The sequence below is a fragment of the Alteromonas sp. OM2203 genome, from assembly GCF_048517045.1.
Lineage (GTDB): Bacteria > Pseudomonadota > Gammaproteobacteria > Enterobacterales > Alteromonadaceae > Alteromonas > Alteromonas gracilis.
Map to the genome: position 1 here is coordinate 349,009 of NZ_CP183209.1, position 17,350 is coordinate 366,358.

The 17,350-nt window shown below is 46.1% G+C and carries 11 protein-coding genes, 2 tRNA genes and 3 rRNA genes; 12 read left to right on the forward strand and 4 right to left on the reverse strand.

Going from position 1 to position 17,350, the window contains the following annotated elements:
* Positions 1-22 precede the first annotated feature (22 nt).
* From ACM0P2_RS01535 to ACM0P2_RS01555, 5 genes are all read left to right on the forward strand, one after another.
* Positions 23-1,240 carry a nucleoside permease gene (locus ACM0P2_RS01535; RefSeq protein WP_173361154.1) on the forward strand — a complete coding sequence of 406 codons (1,218 nt, stop codon included), beginning with the start codon at positions 23-25 and terminating at the stop codon, positions 1,238-1,240.
* On the forward strand, positions 1,233-2,162 hold the full coding sequence (locus ACM0P2_RS01540) for a hydroxypyruvate isomerase family protein (RefSeq protein WP_173361160.1): 930 nt from the start codon (positions 1,233-1,235) through the stop codon (positions 2,160-2,162). Before ACM0P2_RS01535 ends, ACM0P2_RS01540 begins: the two co-directional genes overlap by 8 nt.
* A 44-nt stretch (positions 2,163-2,206) precedes the next feature.
* Positions 2,207-3,892, forward strand: coding sequence for a GMC family oxidoreductase (locus tag ACM0P2_RS01545; protein WP_173361155.1), 1,686 nt, complete (start codon positions 2,207-2,209; stop codon positions 3,890-3,892).
* Positions 3,892-4,509, forward strand: a complete 618-nt coding sequence (locus ACM0P2_RS01550; RefSeq protein WP_173361156.1) for a gluconate 2-dehydrogenase subunit 3 family protein — start codon at positions 3,892-3,894, stop codon at positions 4,507-4,509. The genes ACM0P2_RS01545 and ACM0P2_RS01550 overlap by 1 nt, the downstream gene beginning before the upstream one ends.
* A 90-nt stretch (positions 4,510-4,599) precedes the next feature.
* A complete protein-coding gene (locus ACM0P2_RS01555) occupies positions 4,600-5,367 on the forward strand; it encodes a 3-keto-disaccharide hydrolase (RefSeq protein ID WP_173361157.1) in 768 nt (255 codons plus the stop codon).
* On the opposite strand, the gene ACM0P2_RS01560 is transcribed toward ACM0P2_RS01555, so the two are convergent.
* Positions 5,364-6,512, reverse strand: a complete 1,149-nt coding sequence (locus ACM0P2_RS01560; RefSeq protein ID WP_173361158.1) for an iron-containing alcohol dehydrogenase — start codon at positions 6,510-6,512, stop codon at positions 5,364-5,366. The genes ACM0P2_RS01555 and ACM0P2_RS01560 overlap by 4 nt on opposite strands.
* A 504-nt stretch (positions 6,513-7,016) precedes the next feature.
* Here ACM0P2_RS01560 and ACM0P2_RS01565 point away from each other — a divergent pair.
* From ACM0P2_RS01565 to rrf, 5 genes are all read left to right on the forward strand, one after another.
* A 16S ribosomal RNA gene (locus tag ACM0P2_RS01565) occupies positions 7,017-8,549 on the forward strand.
* 79 nt (positions 8,550-8,628) lie between these two features.
* Positions 8,629-8,704: transfer RNA gene (locus ACM0P2_RS01570), tRNA-Ala, on the forward strand.
* A 43-nt stretch (positions 8,705-8,747) separates the two neighbouring features.
* A tRNA-Ile gene (locus ACM0P2_RS01575) sits at positions 8,748-8,824 on the forward strand.
* A 449-nt stretch (positions 8,825-9,273) separates the two neighbouring features.
* Positions 9,274-12,154: ribosomal RNA gene (locus tag ACM0P2_RS01580) — 23S ribosomal RNA — on the forward strand.
* 229 nt (positions 12,155-12,383) lie between these two features.
* Positions 12,384-12,499, forward strand: a 5S ribosomal RNA gene (gene rrf / locus ACM0P2_RS01585).
* Together the 16S, 23S and 5S rRNA genes with 2 tRNA genes alongside form the textbook arrangement of a ribosomal RNA operon.
* Before the next feature lie 88 nt (positions 12,500-12,587).
* Here rrf and ACM0P2_RS01590 read toward each other — a convergent pair.
* Positions 12,588-13,790 (reverse strand): IS4 family transposase, encoded by a 1,203-nt coding sequence (locus ACM0P2_RS01590; RefSeq protein WP_419226736.1) that lies wholly within the window; start codon positions 13,788-13,790, stop codon positions 12,588-12,590.
* Between the two features lie 254 nt (positions 13,791-14,044).
* Between ACM0P2_RS01590 and ACM0P2_RS01595 the strand changes: the two genes are divergently transcribed.
* Both ACM0P2_RS01595 and ACM0P2_RS01600 read left to right on the forward strand, forming a co-directional pair.
* Positions 14,045-14,581, forward strand: a complete 537-nt coding sequence (locus tag ACM0P2_RS01595) for a PH domain-containing protein (protein WP_419227187.1) — start codon at positions 14,045-14,047, stop codon at positions 14,579-14,581.
* A 207-nt stretch (positions 14,582-14,788) separates the two neighbouring features.
* Complete coding sequence (locus ACM0P2_RS01600; RefSeq protein WP_419227188.1) at positions 14,789-15,790, forward strand: branched-chain amino acid aminotransferase; 1,002 nt, start codon at positions 14,789-14,791, stop codon at positions 15,788-15,790.
* A 64-nt stretch (positions 15,791-15,854) separates the two neighbouring features.
* Here ACM0P2_RS01600 and gpmA read toward each other — a convergent pair whose 3' ends face one another.
* Positions 15,855-16,601 carry a 2,3-diphosphoglycerate-dependent phosphoglycerate mutase gene (gene gpmA / locus ACM0P2_RS01605; protein ID WP_105930590.1) on the reverse strand — a complete coding sequence of 249 codons (747 nt, stop codon included), beginning with the start codon at positions 16,599-16,601 and terminating at the stop codon, positions 15,855-15,857.
* Positions 16,602-16,775: 174 nt separating this feature from the next.
* Positions 16,776-17,237 (reverse strand): cupin domain-containing protein, encoded by a 462-nt coding sequence (locus tag ACM0P2_RS01610; RefSeq protein WP_419227189.1) that lies wholly within the window; start codon positions 17,235-17,237, stop codon positions 16,776-16,778.
* Between the last annotated feature and the right edge of the window lie 113 nt (positions 17,238-17,350).

Sequence of the window (17,350 nt, forward strand, 5' to 3'; positions counted from 1 at the left end):
CATCAATAGGATAACAATAACTATGATAACCCTACGCCTGAGTTTGATGATGTTCCTTCAGTTCTTCATTTGGGGAGGCTGGTTTGTAACACTAGGCACGTATTTATCAAATACGCTCTCTGCCAATGGTGGACAAATCGGTATGGCTTTTTCAACCCAAAGTTGGGGCGCCATCATTGCCCCCTTCATAGTGGGCCTTATTGCCGACCGATTCTTTAATGCAGAAAAGATCCTTGGCTTGTTGCATATCGTTGGCGCTGCGCTTATGTACTGTATGTACCAAGCGGATGATTTTGCCAGCTTCTACCCTTACGTGTTGGCCTACATGATTGCGTACATGCCTACACTTGCTTTGGTCAATTCAGTGTCCTTTGGTCAAATGCAAGACCCATCTAAAGAGTTTGGAAAGGTTCGTGTGTGGGGCACCATCGGCTGGATTGTGGCAGGTTTAATGATTAGCTATGTCTTTTCATGGGATTCTGCCCAGTCTATTGCCGACGGTATGCTTAAAAACACCTTCCTACTGTGCAGTATTGCCTCGCTAATTTTAGGTGTGTTCAGCTTTACGCTGCCAAGCACGCCACCTCAATCTGGCGGTAAAGCGGTAACCATACGCGATATCCTTGGCTTGGACGCGTTGGCATTGCTCAAAGACAAAAACTTCTTTGTATTCTTTCTTTCCTCGGTACTTATTTGTATACCGCTGGCGTTCTACTACCAGAATGCAAACCCTTTTCTTACCGAAATAGGTGTTGAGAATGCAACAGGGAAAATGACGCTGGGCCAAGTATCCGAAGTATTGTTTATGTTGGCTCTGCCAGTATTTTTGAATCGTTTTGGCATCAAAGCGACGTTGGTCATTGGTATGGCGGCGTGGGTTATTCGCTATGCACTGTTTGCATTTGGGAATGCTGACGAGAATCTATTTATGCTTATTATCGGCATTGCACTGCACGGTATTTGTTACGACTTCTTCTTTGTATCAGGGCAAATCTATACCAATGCAAAGGCGGGCGAGAATGTAAAAAGTGCAGCGCAAGGGCTAATTACCTTGGCGACATATGGCGTAGGTATGCTGGTGGGTTTTGCCGTTGCTGGCGCAATTACAGACACCTACGCGTTAGACACAGGAGCACATAGTTGGCAGCAAGTCTGGTTATTCCCAGCCTCGTTCGCCGCTGTTGTCTTGGTGCTATTCGCCATTCTGTTCAGAAAGGAAAAGGTGAATGCAGATGCATAACATTACCCGTAGAAAATTACTTCAGAGTATGGCTATGACAGGAGCAGGCATTGCCGGAACCGGGTTAGCAGCTGCTGGTTTAGCTACTGCTATGCCTGCTCTAGCAAGTACAAACGGCACAAAAGGAGGCAATACCATAAATACGCCGCTTAAAGGCAATGTGAATCACTCAGTAAGCCGATGGACCTATGGCGATTTGAGTATCGAAGAATTGTGCCAGACCGTTAAGCAACTAGGCTTTGGAGCCATTGACTTGGTGGGCCCTGAAGACTGGCCTGTGCTAAAGCAATACGGTATCGACTCTTCTATGTGCAACGGCGCTGAAATTAGTCTTGAAGATGGCTTTATTCACACTGAATTACACGACGAACTAGAGGCACGCTATTTAAAGCACATCGATTTAGTTGCCAATGCGGGTTACACCAACCTTATTTGCTTCAGCGGCAATGCGCGAGGAATGTCACGAGAAGATGGACTTGAAAATGCGGTTAAAGGGTTAAAGCGCATTTTACCTCACGCTGAAAAGCGTAACGTAGTTATTTTCATGGAGCTATTTAACAGTAAAATCGACCATCCCGATTACATGGCCGACAATTCTGTTTGGGGAATAGAGCTTTGCAAGCGACTTGGCTCCAAACACTTTTCACTACTTTACGATATCTACCATATGCAAATTAATGAGGGAGATATCATTCGTACCATTCGGGACAACCACCAGTATTTTGGTCACTACCACACGGCGGGTGTTCCTGGGCGTCACGAAATTAACGCCTCACAAGAACTCAATTATGAGGCCATTGCTAAAGCCATTGTCGAAACAGGTTTCAAAGGCTACTTAGCGCAAGAGTTTATACCCACACCGAAGACACAGGCCCAGAGAATTGCGTCGCTTCAAGAAGCGATACAGATCTGCGATGTGTAATGTGCGAATTGGCACAGCGACAAAATTAGCGATAAGGACGTGTTATGGCGAGTAACGAATATGATGCAATTGTTATTGGGTCTGGTATCAGTGGCGGTTGGGCTGCAAAAGAGCTAACCGAGAAGGGCTTGAAGGTGCTGATGCTCGAGCGCGGCCAAAACATTGAGCACATAAAGGATTATAAAAACGCGCATAAAGAGGACTGGGATTATCCTCACCGTGATTTGCCCACGCAGGCAATGAAAGTAGATTATCCTGTACTTAAGCGCGACTACCCGCTAAATGAAAAAACCTACGGTATGTGGGCCAATGAAAAAGAAAACCCCTATACCGAAGACAAGCGCTTCGACTGGTATAGAGGCTACCATGTAGGAGGGCGTTCACTATTGTGGGGCCGTCAAAGCTACCGTTTGAACAAAGAAGATTTTGAAGCCAATGCTAAAGAAGGTATTGCGGTTGACTGGCCTATTCGCTACCAAGATCTGGCACCCTGGTATGACTACGTAGAAAAATTTGCGGGTATCAGTGGTAACCGAGACGGATTAGATGTGTTGCCTGACGGTATCTACCAGCCCCCAATGCCGATGAACATTGTAGAAGAAAGTGTAGCTGCCCGCGTTAAGAAAGCGTTTGAGGGCTCCCGTCATATATTGCATGGCCGCACGTCAAACATGACACAAAGCAAGCCCGAACAAGGGCGTGTTCATTGTCAGTACCGCAATAAGTGTTGGTTGGGGTGTCCGTTTGGTGGTTATTTCAGTACCCAAGCATCTACCCTTCCGGCTGCGGTAAAAACAGGTAACTTAACGCTCAGACCTTTCTCGATTGTAAAAGAGATCTTGTTCGACAAAGACAAAAAGCGCGCAACTGGCGTTGAAATTATCGATGCAGAAACCAACGAGACTTATGTATTTAAAAGTAAAATCGTTTTCGTTAATGCGTCAGCTTTGAACTCGGCATGGGTACTGATGAATTCTGCCACAGACGTGTGGGACGGAGGATTGGGTAGCAGTAGTGGAGAGCTGGGCCACAACGTTATGGATCACCACTTTAGAGTGGGTGCCTCGGCAGACGTAGAAGGCTTTGACGACAAATATACCTACGGTCGCAGGCCAAGTGGCTTCTATGTGCCAAGGTTTAGAAACTGGGGCGGCGATAAGCGAGACTATCTGCGAGGATTTGGTTATCAAGGCGGCGCAAGTCGTTCAGGGTGGCGCAAAGATATTGCAGAGCTTGGTATAGGAGCTGGGCTTAAAGATGCGATAACCGAACCGGGTCCTTGGACCATCGGGATGACAGCTTTCGGTGAAATGCTTCCGTACCACGAAAACAAAGTGTACTTGAACAAAAAAGTTACCGACAAATGGGGCTTACCAGTACTCGCAATGGATGTAGAGATTAAAGAAAACGAACTTAAGATGCGTAAAGATATGCAGCAAGACGCCGTTGATATGTTTGAAGCCGCTGGGCTTAAGAATGTTCAAGGTTGGGATGCCGACTATGCTCCTGGCATGGGTATTCACGAAATGGGTACAGCGCGTATGGGCAGAGATCCAAAAACGTCCGTGTTAAATGCGTATAACCAAGTATGGGACGCACCTAACGTGTTTGTTACAGATGGTGCAGCAATGACATCAGGCAGTTGTGTTAACCCGTCGCTAACCTATATGGCGCTAACGGCAAGAGCCGCTGAGTTTGCCGTGGAAGAGTTAAAGCGAGGAAACTTATAATGGAGCGCAGAGAACTACTTAAACTTATCGCGACAGCCACAGGTACGGCGTTATTTGCAGGGAATGTGTTTGCATACAAAGATATTCCTGCGGTACCGCTAAGTGACACATTATTTAATGAAAAAGACGTGGCTCTACTCAACGAGATGGGGGAGGTAATCATCCCCCAAACAGATACGCCTGGAGCAAAAGCTGCAAACGTTGGTGCAACAATGGCTGTGCTGGTAACCGATTGCTACACACCTTTACTTCAAAAGACCTTTCTTGATGGCATTAAGAAAATATCTTCGCTAAGTCAAAGTCGTTTCAATAAGCAGTTTGTACAGCTTACCAAACTAGAACGAGAGGCTCTATTTAACGACCTTGATGTAGAAGCGAAAGCGGCTAACCTTGCTAACGGTGTTTATCAAGGCGTTGAAACAGGAAAGCCTAGCCAATGGGAGCCAGGCACCGATGAGCCAACCCCTCACTACTTTACGTTACTTAAACAGCTAACACTCTATTGCTTTTTCACATCTCAAGTTGGCGCGACTAAAGTGCTTCGATATATAGCTATCCCCGGACGTTTCGACGGTGCATACCCCTATGAGAAGGGTGATAAGGCGTGGGCGACGTGATATTAGATACGCAGAACCTAATGATGGGAATAAAAACAATAGAGCCAAACGCAACACGTGATGGAACAGATTAGAAAAGGGTATAACACTATGAATAAAACACTCGTGGCTTTAACTGTGGCATTGCTTACGCCGTTTTTTGCATGTGCTGCAACAGATGAAGATACTGAGAAAAGCGAATCGCGTTTAACACGCGAACAACAGGCCGCAAAAACAGAAGTTTGGGAGCCGGTTCCTGAAGTGGTTTCTTTTGATAAGGCAGGTGTACCCTCTGATGCGATAGCTTTAATAGGTAGTGACTTGTCAAACTGGACGTCATTAAAAGGAGATGAGGCTAAGTGGACGCTGGAAAACGGTGTACTAACAGTGATGCCAGGAACGGGTGACATCAAAACAAATACTGAGTTTTGTGATATTCAGTTGCACGTAGAGTGGAAAGTACCGCAACCAGAGGCGGGTATGGAAGGACAGCAGCGCAACAACAGCGGTATCTTCCTTCAGCAGCGATATGAAATTCAAGTATTGGACTCATATCAGAATAAGACCTATCCCAATGGACAAGCGGCGAGTGTGTACAAACAAACCATTCCTTTGGTCAATGCTATGAAGACCCCCGGTGAATGGCAAACTTATGACATCATATATAAAGCACCCACCTTTAATGGTGAAAAGCTGGCAACGAAGGGCTATGTTACCGTAATACATAACGGGGTGGTGGTTCAGAACCATACTGAGATCCAAGGTACAACTGAATGGATCGGTGCGCCCGAATATAAAGCTCACGGATGCGCACCGCTTCAATTACAAGACCATGGCAACTTAGTTAGCTTTAAAAATATGTGGGTAAGACCGCTTTAAAACGCAAGCCGGTAGATATCTTCAATCTCTTCAATACTCAATTGCTTGGGGTTATTGCGAAGAAGGCGAGTTACTTTACTCGCCTCTTCTGCTAATTCCGTTACACAAGAAGGCGAAATATTAAAGTGGGTGAGTGAAGCGGGAATACCGACATCGCGACACAGTTTTTCTATAGCAGTTAATAACCGCTTAATGGCTTCTTCTTTTGAGTGGTGGCGCTCACATACCTTTAAAAGCTTAGCCACGCAGTAAAGTTTGTCTTGGCAGAACGGCGCATTTACTTTTAAGACATGGGGTAGCATAACAGCGTTACTCATACCATGTGATAAATGAAACCTACCGCCTAACGGATAAGCCAATGCATGTACCGCACCTACGCCCGCATTTCCAAACGCAAGGCCAGCCATTAAACTGCCGGTGGCCATATCTTCACGTGCAGATAAGTTTTCTCCATTATTATAAGCGTGATGTAGTGAATTAAAGATAAGCTGTAGTGCTTTTTCTGCGAGGGCGTCAGTAATCGGGCTGGCATTAACACTTATATACGCTTCAAGGGCGTGAACAAATGCATCTATACCGCTCGCTGCTGTAATAGACGGCGGGCACGTTTTAGTCATCTCTGGTGCAACAATAGCAACATCGGGTAATAAGCAGTGACTAACAATGCCTTTCTTCATTTGTGCTATCGGATCAGACAAGATAGCTATGTTAGTAACTTCCGAGCCTGTTCCGGCGGTAGTAGGAATGACGATGAGAGGTAGGCGTCGTTTCGAAAGCGTATTCTCACCGAACAGTTCGCTTAGTCTTCCAGTGTAGTCATAGGTAGCTGCAAGTACTTTTGCGCTATCAATAGCACTGCCTCCGCCAAGGGCAATAATTCCGTCAACCTTGTTCTCACGGAGCACCGTTAATTTAGCTTCTATAATATTAACTTCTGGCTCAGGTGGAATGTCATCGATAATAAGTAATGGCGAAGAGGGGATTAATTTCAGTACTTGATCAAGAAGGCCTGAAGAAGAAACACCCTTATCAGTCACAATGGCGCAGTCTCTGATAGACAGTCGCGTCATCTCATCTGCCAGCGCCTTTATAGAACCAAGACCCGTAATGAGTTTTCCTGCGGTTTTAAACTCTGAAACTTTCATAGTGAGTTCCTAATTAGAGCGTACAGTTAAGTAGTTACGTGGTACTTAATTTATAGTACAAACCAGCAGTTACCACTCAACTAACCTTATAGATGATTAAAAGCATGGTTAATTCGTAGGTAAAATGAACGTTTTGAGTGTTGTTTGTGCAAACGATCGAAAAATAAGGTTTTTTTTAAAATAAGTGTTGACGTGAGCGCTCATTTCCCTAAAATGCGCATCCGCTTCGGGGGAAAAGCAAAACAGCAACCCTCCTGAAGTAAGTCTCTACTACCTTTATAGGCCAGTAAAGACGGGAGTTTAGAAGAAACGCTTCAGAAAATAAATTTTCAAAAAGTGTTGACAACGAAAACTTCCAGCGTATAATGCGCACCTCACTCGAACAGGGTGAGTCACTAAGAAGCAACGGCTTCTAGTGAATGTTCTTTAACAATTTAGACAAGACAATCTGTGTGGGCACTCGTTAAGAGTGTCACATAACGACGATTCATATTTCGATATATTTAATTGAAGAGTTTGATCATGGCTCAGATTGAACGCTGGCGGCAGGCCTAACACATGCAAGTCGAACGGTAACAGGATGTGCTTGCACATCGCTGACGAGTGGCGGACGGGTGAGTAATGCTTGGGAACTTGCCTTTGCGAGGGGGATAACAGTTGGAAACGACTGCTAATACCGCATAATGTTTTCGAACCAAGCGGGGCTTAGGCTCCGGCGCAAAGAGAGGCCCAAGTGAGATTAGCTAGTTGGTAGGGTAACGGCTTACCAAGGCGACGATCTCTAGCTGTTCTGAGAGGAAGATCAGCCACACTGGGACTGAGACACGGCCCAGACTCCTACGGGAGGCAGCAGTGGGGAATATTGCACAATGGGGGAAACCCTGATGCAGCCATGCCGCGTGTGTGAAGAAGGCCTTCGGGTTGTAAAGCACTTTCAGTTGTGAGGAAAAGTTAGTAGTTAATACCTGCTAGCCGTGACGTTAACAACAGAAGAAGCACCGGCTAACTCCGTGCCAGCAGCCGCGGTAATACGGAGGGTGCGAGCGTTAATCGGAATTACTGGGCGTAAAGCGCACGCAGGCGGTTTGTTAAGCTAGATGTGAAAGCCCCGGGCTCAACCTGGGATGGTCATTTAGAACTGGCAGACTAGAGTCTTGGAGAGGGGAGTGGAATTCCAGGTGTAGCGGTGAAATGCGTAGATATCTGGAGGAACATCAGTGGCGAAGGCGACTCCCTGGCCAAAGACTGACGCTCATGTGCGAAAGTGTGGGTAGCGAACAGGATTAGATACCCTGGTAGTCCACACCGTAAACGCTGTCTACTAGCTGTGTGTGCCTTTAAGGCGTGCGTAGCGAAGCTAACGCGATAAGTAGACCGCCTGGGGAGTACGGCCGCAAGGTTAAAACTCAAATGAATTGACGGGGGCCCGCACAAGCGGTGGAGCATGTGGTTTAATTCGATGCAACGCGAAGAACCTTACCTACACTTGACATGCTGAGAAGTTACTAGAGATAGTTTCGTGCCTTCGGGAACTCAGACACAGGTGCTGCATGGCTGTCGTCAGCTCGTGTCGTGAGATGTTGGGTTAAGTCCCGCAACGAGCGCAACCCTTGTCCTTAGTTGCCAGCATTAAGTTGGGCACTCTAAGGAGACTGCCGGTGACAAACCGGAGGAAGGTGGGGACGACGTCAAGTCATCATGGCCCTTACGTGTAGGGCTACACACGTGCTACAATGGCATTTACAGAGGGAAGCGAGACAGTGATGTGGAGCGGACCCCTTAAAGAATGTCGTAGTCCGGATTGGAGTCTGCAACTCGACTCCATGAAGTCGGAATCGCTAGTAATCGCAGGTCAGAATACTGCGGTGAATACGTTCCCGGGCCTTGTACACACCGCCCGTCACACCATGGGAGTGGGATGCAAAAGAAGTAGTTAGTCTAACCTTCGGGAGGACGATTACCACTTTGTGTTTCATGACTGGGGTGAAGTCGTAACAAGGTAACCCTAGGGGAACCTGGGGTTGGATCACCTCCTTACCATTACGTCGAAAGACGCACTTGATGCAGTGCCTACACAGATAGTCTTGTTTAAAAATGAAGAACGACACAAGTTTATGGGGCTATAGCTCAGCTGGGAGAGCGCCTGATTTGCATTCAGGAGGTCAGCAGTTCGATCCTGCTTAGCTCCACCATCTACTTGACACTGAGTTTGTTGTTAACAAGCTTAGAAACTGAAGGCTTGTAGCTCAGCTGGTTAGAGCGCACCCCTGATAAGGGTGAGGTCGGCAGTTCAAGTCTGCCCAAGCCTACCATTCACCTGCACTTGCTTCGCAAGTGGTCGTGAAAAAGCCGCTTAACCGGAAGGGAATCGGGTGACCGACCCAGCATCCTGACGGTTTTTCTACTCGCTAAAGTTGGCGGTAGTTAAAGGCTAAGGTAGAAACTGATTTTATGTGTCACGTTGGACCCGAAATCCTAATGAATATTTACTGTTTCAGTAAGCATTGATTAGGGTTTTTTACTCTAAAGATGAAAGTACTGCTTTTGCAGGAAACATCAAATGTTCTTTAACAATTTGGAAAGCTGATATTAATAGTAATCAATCAAAATTGAGTAACTGAGAAATCGAAAGATGACTTTTTACTCTACTTGACTGAATTGCTTGTTATCAATTTATTGATAACAAGGCAATTCTTCCGATTAGCTTGTCATTCATGCGACATAACTTAGACAGAAGTCAAAAGGCTGTTTGGGGTTGTATGGTTAAGTGACGAAGCGTATACGGTGGATGCCTTGGCAGTTAGAGGCGATGAAGGACGTGTAAGTCTGCGAAAAGCTGTGGTGAGCCGACAAAATGCATTTGAGCCACAGATGTCCGAATGGGGAAACCCACCTGTTTACAGGTATCGTTACGTGAATACATAGCGTAACGAGGCGAACGAGGGGAACTGAAACATCTAAGTACCCTTAGGAAAAGAAATCAATTGAGATTCCCCTAGTAGCGGCGAGCGAACGGGGAACAGCCCTTAAGCTGTATTGAATGTAGTGGAATCCTTTGGGAAGAGGAGCGATACAAGGTGATAGCCCTGTACACGACGCAATCTTTACAGTGAAATCGAGTAGGTCGGGACACGTGTTATCTTGACTGAATATGGGGGGACCATCCTCCAAGGCTAAATACTCCTAACTGACCGATAGTGAACCAGTACCGTGAGGGAAAGGCGAAAAGAACCCCTGTGAGGGGAGTGAAATAGAACCTGAAACCGTATACGTACAAGCAGTGGGAGCACCTTCGTGGTGTGACTGCGTACCTTTTGTATAATGGGTCAGCGACTTATATTTAGTAGCGAGGTTAAGTGAATAACGGAGCCGTAGCGAAAGCGAGTGTTAACTGCGCGTTTAGTTGCTAGGTATAGACCCGAAACCCGGTGATCTAGCCATGGGCAGGTTGAAGGTTGAGTAACATCAACTGGAGGACCGAACCCACTAACGTTGAAAAGTTAGGGGATGACCTGTGGCTGGGGGTGAAAGGCCAATCAAACCGGGAGATAGCTGGTTCTCCCCGAAATCTATTTAGGTAGAGCCTCGGACGAATTCCATTGGGGGTAGAGCACTGTTAAGGCTAGGGGGTCATCCCGACTTACCAACCCTTTGCAAACTCCGAATACCAATGAGAACTATCCGGGAGACACACGGCGGGTGCTAACGTCCGTCGTGGAGAGGGAAACAACCCAGACCGCCAGCTAAGGTCCCAAAATATTGCTAAGTGGGAAACGATGTGGGAAGGCACAGACAGCTAGGAGGTTGGCTTAGAAGCAGCCACCCTTTAAAGAAAGCGTAATAGCTCACTAGTCGAGTCGGCCTGCGCGGAAGATGTAACGGGGCTAAGCAATATACCGAAGCTGCGGCAGCACAGTTTACTGTGCTGGGTAGGGGAGCGTTGTGTAAGTGGATGAAGGTGAGTTGTAAAGCTTGCTGGACATATCACAAGTGCGAATGCTGACATGAGTAACGATAATGGGAGTGAAAAACTCCCACGCCGGAAGACCAAGGTTTCCTGTCCCATGCTAATCAGGGCAGGGTAAGTCGGCCCCTAAGGCGAGGCAGAAATGCGTAGTCGATGGGAAACGGATTAATATTTCCGTACTTATATAATCAGTGATGGAGGGACGGAGAAGGCTAGGCAAGCTTGGCGTTGGTTGTCCAAGTGAAAGCGAGTAGGCCGAAAACTTAGGTAAATCCGGGTTTTTAAAGCTGAGACGCGAGACGAGCTCCCAAGGGAGTGAAGTTGTTGATGCCCTGCTTCCAGGAAAAGCTTCTAAACTTATGATTATATGAACCGTACCCCAAACCGACACAGGTGGTCAGGTAGAGAATACTAAGGCGCTTGAGAGAACTCGGGTGAAGGAACTCGGCAAAATTGTACCGTAACTTCGGGAGAAGGTACGCCCCTGTTTGTGAACACTTCGCGTGGTAAGCAAATGGGGGCCGCAGTGACCAGGTGGCTGGGACTGTTTATTAAAAACACAGCACTCTGCAAACTCGTAAGAGGACGTATAGGGTGTGACACCTGCCCGGTGCCGGAAGGTTAATTGATGGGGTTAGTTTTCGGACGAAGCTCTTGATCGAAGCCCCGGTAAACGGCGGCCGTAACTATAACGGTCCTAAGGTAGCGAAATTCCTTGTCGGGTAAGTTCCGACCTGCACGAATGGTGTAACCATGGCCACGCTGTCTCCACCCGAGACTCAGTGAAATTGAAATCGCAGTGAAGATGCTGTGTACCCGCACCTAGACGGAAAGACCCCGTGAACCTTTACTACAGCTTGGCACTGAACATTGAACCTACATGTGTAGGATAGGTGGGAGGCTTTGAAGCACAGTCGCTAGATTGTGTGGAGCCGTCCTTGAAATACCACCCTTGTATGTTTGATGTTCTAACATTGGCCCCTTATCGGGGTTGTGGACAGTGTCTGGTGGGTAGTTTGACTGGGGCGGTCTCCTCCCAAATAGTAACGGAGGAGCACGAAGGTTAGCTAATCACGGTCGGACATCGTGAGGTTAGTGCAATGGCATAAGCTAGCTTAACTGCGAGACAGACACGTCGAGCAGGTACGAAAGTAGGTCATAGTGATCCGGTGGTTCTGTATGGAAGGGCCATCGCTCAACGGATAAAAGGTACTCCGGGGATAACAGGCTGATACCGCCCAAGAGTTCATATCGACGGCGGTGTTTGGCACCTCGATGTCGGCTCATCACATCCTGGGGCTGAAGTCGGTCCCAAGGGTATGGCTGTTCGCCATTTAAAGTGGTACGCGAGCTGGGTTTAGAACGTCGTGAGACAGTTCGGTCCCTATCTGGTGTGGGCGTTGGATGATTGATGGGAGCTGCTCCTAGTACGAGAGGACCGGAGTGGACGAACCGCTGGTGTTCGGGTTGTCATGCCAATGGCATTGCCCGGTAGCTACGTTCGGAACGGATAACCGCTGAAAGCATCTAAGCGGGAAGCCGGCCCAAAGATGAGTCATCCCTGACCTTTAAGGTCTGGAAGGGTTGTTATAGACGATGACGTTGATAGGCAGGGTGTGGAAGCGTTGTAAGGCGTTAAGCTAACCTGTACTAATTGCCCGAGAGGCTTAACCATACAACGCCCAAGAAGCTTTGGACTTCTGAGTGTTGTAGACAAGCTAAGCTCTGATAAAGAGCAGCAAGTAAGAGTAAAAAGCAGTTACTCACTGATTGAATTAATATTATCTTTCCCAAATTGTTAGTTATTAAGCAACGATGATTAAATAGGCTCTAAAGAGTACTGTTAGTCCTCCTTGCGCAGAAGTCATGATAAAAAGCATCATGATTCTGCACTAAAAGTTTTTCCTGGCAGCCATAGCGATACGGTACCACCTGACTCCATTCCGAACTCAGAAGTGAAACGTATTAGCGCCGATGGTAGTGTGGGGTCTCCCCATGTGAGAGTAGGACACTGCCAGGTCCCATTAAAAGAAACCCGCCTAACGGCGGGTTTTTTGCGTTTGGAAGAAACAAAAAATGGGGTCAGAGTCTGAGGGATCCCCACGAATTTAATTCCATGTGCCTGCGGCCCAGGCCCGGTCGACTATGGAGCTGTACCATTTGAGTGCAGCTTTCCACTGTCGCATAGTGAATCGTATTCGGCAAGCAACAGCTCTCAGGCCGAGATAGTGGAATGACAGCACGCTTCTGGTGTCGGTATTTGCTTGGAAGCGCCGATGTTTATTCGAAGAGACGACCACCATACCCAGTAGTATTGCCACCAGTGACGCTAACGTAGTCAGCAATACCAGTATTGTTAGACGCTGCTTTTTCACGCTTTTATTCTGTTCATAGCCAAGCCCGAACTTCGTGCTTTTCATGTCTCTAAAGCCTTCTTCAATTTGCATTCGTTGCCTGTAAATGGCCACTACTTGCTTTGATAAGCTTCGATGAGGTGCCAGTGATGTCGCTAATAGCCATGGGTCTTTCGCCCCTTGCGCATGCACTTTTGAGCGTTTTGAGGCTTTACGTGTACCATCTGGATTTGAAGCATGACGCCCTTTAGATTTCTGTTTAAAAAGAACTAGCGTACAGTCAAAGGGATTACTTCTTACTATTTGGCTGTTATCAAAACGCTTCGGACGACAGGTTGCTTGAGTATAGAGATAGCGAATACACTGCCACGTATCTCCTCTATCAAGTGAATAAAGATGTGGCTTACGGATACGTCCAATAATGTCCCATCCAAGTGCCCTAACTGCCCTGAACCAAGGCGATTTATACCCTGCATCGGTAACGATAATGGGTCGGCAATTTGAAGGTAACATGGCGTGTAATGCCTTTAAGAATGCTTTGTGGGTGGCTGGTTTCTCTTTGGTCTTGTTGCAATGCACTTCTTGATAAAGTGTGACGGGCCGACCTTTTAAAGATATTGCCGCGCGTAAAAGAAAATGCGCTTTACGGTCATCTAAATCTGACCAGTCGATTGAGATAACAGGGCGTGTTGTGTTGCCGCAAAATAGTTGGCATATAGATGCATAGATGAGCGGTGTTTCACTTACTAAATGCGGGTTTGAGAGCAAGCGGTCAGCACGTTTAATCCGATGTTTTTCAAAGGCTTTAGTATTGATTCCTCGACCTATGCTGGTTACGGTCGCAGCGCTTCCATTAAGCAGACTTTTGACGCACGCCGTGACCGCACTTAGACGAGTTTTATGCATATTGTAGCTGACAAGCGATACGACATTGTTCACAATAGATAGGGCATTCATGGCTGTTTGGCCTCAGTGATTTTTGGCGATTGATCTGATCACCAAACGTCATGAATGTTCCTATCTTTTTTATCTCGCTGATATCGTTATATTATTTGTGGGGATACCTCAGACTCTGACCCCAATATTTAGAGAAATGCACTCTGACTTCAAAAGCTAATACTTTGCGTATCAATAATAACCAGTAAATTGTTTTCCATTTCTCGCACTTGTTAGGGTTATACTTGAAGATATCCAACTAAAAGGAACTGATGATGTCTGAGAGAGTAATATTTGAAGCCACTTTTAACCCTGCGGTAAAAACCTACTGGCTTTTAAGTTTACTGTTGGTGTCGTCTATCACTATAGTAGGTATACCTTTCTTGATTATATCCATCCCCTTGTTTTTCCTGATCAGTGGCAAAATATTGGCCGCCATGTCTGCCGTTGTGACAGAGCGAAAGCTGGTCGTAAAACGCGGTGTATTTAACAAAGAAGAGAAGTCTATTCCTTTAGAGAAAATTACCGATGTAGCTATGGTCCAAGGACCCTTAATGCGGCTTTTCAATTTATATCGGTTGTCATTCGAAACTGCTGGGCAATCGGCGCAAGGCGCTTTGGTTTCACTTATTGGTATAAATGACGCCGATGCATTCAGAGAGACAATTTTGTCGCAAAAAGATAAGTTACTAACAAATACTGGCGCGTTCCATAAAGAAAAAGTTGATGAAAACGATGATATGAAGTTACTTATTGAAAGCGTTAAACGAATAGAACAGTTGCTAGAAAAAGCGCTTGAGGGAAAACAGTAAACATTCAAGATTAACACCATATAGAAAAGCTAACATCTAAAGCACATTTCTTTGCTTTTTGTGCCTCTAATTTTTTTTACTGTCAGTATTCATAGACGGTCTTATTCGATAAAAGCCTTAATAGAATCGACTTACTTTTAGCAATGTGTAGGTTTTTTGGTAAACTCTTGCGAATATCTTTTTAGTCGAAGTAAATAGGACGAACTAATGGCCGTATTCGGTACAGTATTCATGCCAGAAATGGCACTTGCTACCTTTGTCAACGATCAATGGACTGACACCGAATTTGTCAGTGCTAATAGCATTCAACTTCATCCGGGCGCTCACGTACTCCATTATTCAAGCACATGCTTTGAAGGCTTAAAGGCTTTCAAACATGAAGATGGCAGTATTAACATTTTCAGAATGGATAAGAATATTGAGCGTTTTGCTCAAAGTAGTCGTCTTTTAAACTTACCTGAAATAGACAAAGCTCAGGTAGAAAAGATGATCATTGATATTGTTGCTAAATACGCATCTGAAGTACCTGAGCCTCCTGGTTCAATGTACATCCGTCCGACTCACATTGGAACAGAAGCATCAATTGGTAAAGCGGCTGCGCCATCAGCTACATCCATGCTGTATGTACTGTTGTCACCGGTAGGTGATTACTTCGCAGGCGGCCTGAAGCCACTAAGATTGTTATTAGATGAAACCGGTATGCGCTGCGCGCCACATATGGGTATGGTGAAGAGTGGCGGCAACTACGCTAGTGCATTGCCTCCTATCCTTAAGGCGAGAAAGGAAGTACAGGCTGACCAAATTTTGTTTTGCCCAAATGGTGATGTTCAGGAAACAGGTGCTGCTAACTTCTTACTTATTGACGGTAATGAAATCATCACTAAGGGCCTAGATTCTAGCTTTTTACATGGCGTAACCCGTGCAACTATCCTAGAGATAGCTAAAGACCATGGCATGACGGTTAGTGAACGCGATATCACAGTTGAAGAACTACTAGAGCGCTCAGCGAAACCTAATACTGAAGCTGCCCTTTCAGGTACAGCGGCCGTCCTTACACCAGTAGGAACTTTTATTCACAACGATAAAGAGTATCAGGTTGGTAACGGCGAAGCTGGTCCAGTGACAATGAAACTTAGACAAGCGTTAAATGATATCCAATGGGGTAAAGTGGAAGATACCCACAACTGGTTGGTGAAAGTACCAATTTAGTCTTAACCGATATCCATAAAAAAGCCTGCTTAAGCAGGCTTTTTAGTGTTTAATAGGTTTAAGCTTACTTCGCTTGGCCTTGTTTAGCTACTGCATCCATCATTGCTTTAATAGCGTCAGCGTCGCCAAGATACTCTTTAGAAATCGGCTTCAGGTTCTCATCTAATTCGTATACAAGTGGAACACCTGTAGGAATGTTCAGACCTAATACTTCGTCATCTGACATACCATCTAGGTACTTAACAAGTGCACGAAGACTGTTACCATGGGCGGCAATGATTACGCGCTTGCCGGCTTGGATGTCTGGACGAATGACGTCATGCCAGTAAGGCAGTACGCGTTCGATTGTTAGTTTTAGGCTCTCACCACGTGGCAAGATATCAGAATCTACATTGTTGTAGCGTGGATCGTGACCCGGGAAGTGCTCGCTGTCATCTTCTACCGCAGGAGGTGGAATATCAAAGCTACGACGCCAAATTTTAACCTGCTCTTCACCGTGCTTAGCTGCAGTTTCTGCCTTATCTAAGCCAGTAAGCGCGCCATAGTGACGCTCGTTCAAACGCCAGTGACGCTCGACGGGAAGGTAATGTTGACCCATCTCTTCTAGTGCAATGTTAAGCGTTTTAATTGCGCGCAAAAGGACAGAAGTATATGCCTGATCGAATGTAAATCCAGCGTCTTTTAGAAGCTGACCTGCGGTTTTCGCTTGTGCTACACCAGTGTCGGTCAAATCAACGTCGTGCCAGCCTGTGAAACGGTTTTCCAAGTTCCACTGACTTTCTCCATGACGAATAAGTACCAATTTATACATAGTTGAGTTACCTGCGGCGTTTGAGTGAAATAGTCTGAGATACTGCCAGAAAATGGACGTTCAGACGTATATTTAAAAAACTGCCGTTATCATCCTTGATCAGCGTAGAAAAATCCAGTTCAAGCTATCACAAAATCGCAGGTAAGATGTGTTCCGAAAAGCCATTATTGAGGCTTAGATAAAACGCAAAAGATCAGGATGCGCGACTTTTATCCACTCTTGCATAGATGGCTCTTCGATAAAACTGAAGTCTTTAAAATCGAAACCCGGTGCCACAGAACACCCAACAAGTGAATACTCGCCCATAGTTGCTGCTGCTTGGAAATTTCCCGCTTTCACAACTTCTACATATTCGTTATCCCCACCACCGATGCGGCGCTCCCACATTTGTTGATTCTCTAATTGAAATAATTGAAGTGGCGCGCCCTCATAGTGGTTCCACACTTCATCGTGCAGTACTCGATGAAAGCGACTGACCTGGCCTTTTAACAGAAGAAAATAGATATGGGTTAGCGCAGGGCGCGTCTGATTATGAGCATATGATGTTGTCTCGTGTTCAGAACGAAACACTTGACGGTAAAATCCCCCTTCAGGATGGGGCTCTAAATTGTACTTCTTAACTAACGGGTGTGTCATGATAGCGTCATTATTATTGTTAATCTTTGCTCGACACCTTCAATAAAAATAATTGCGAGGACGCAGCAAAGGTTTCTTATTTGGCTTGGTCTTAAAGCATAACCTCTGTGGAT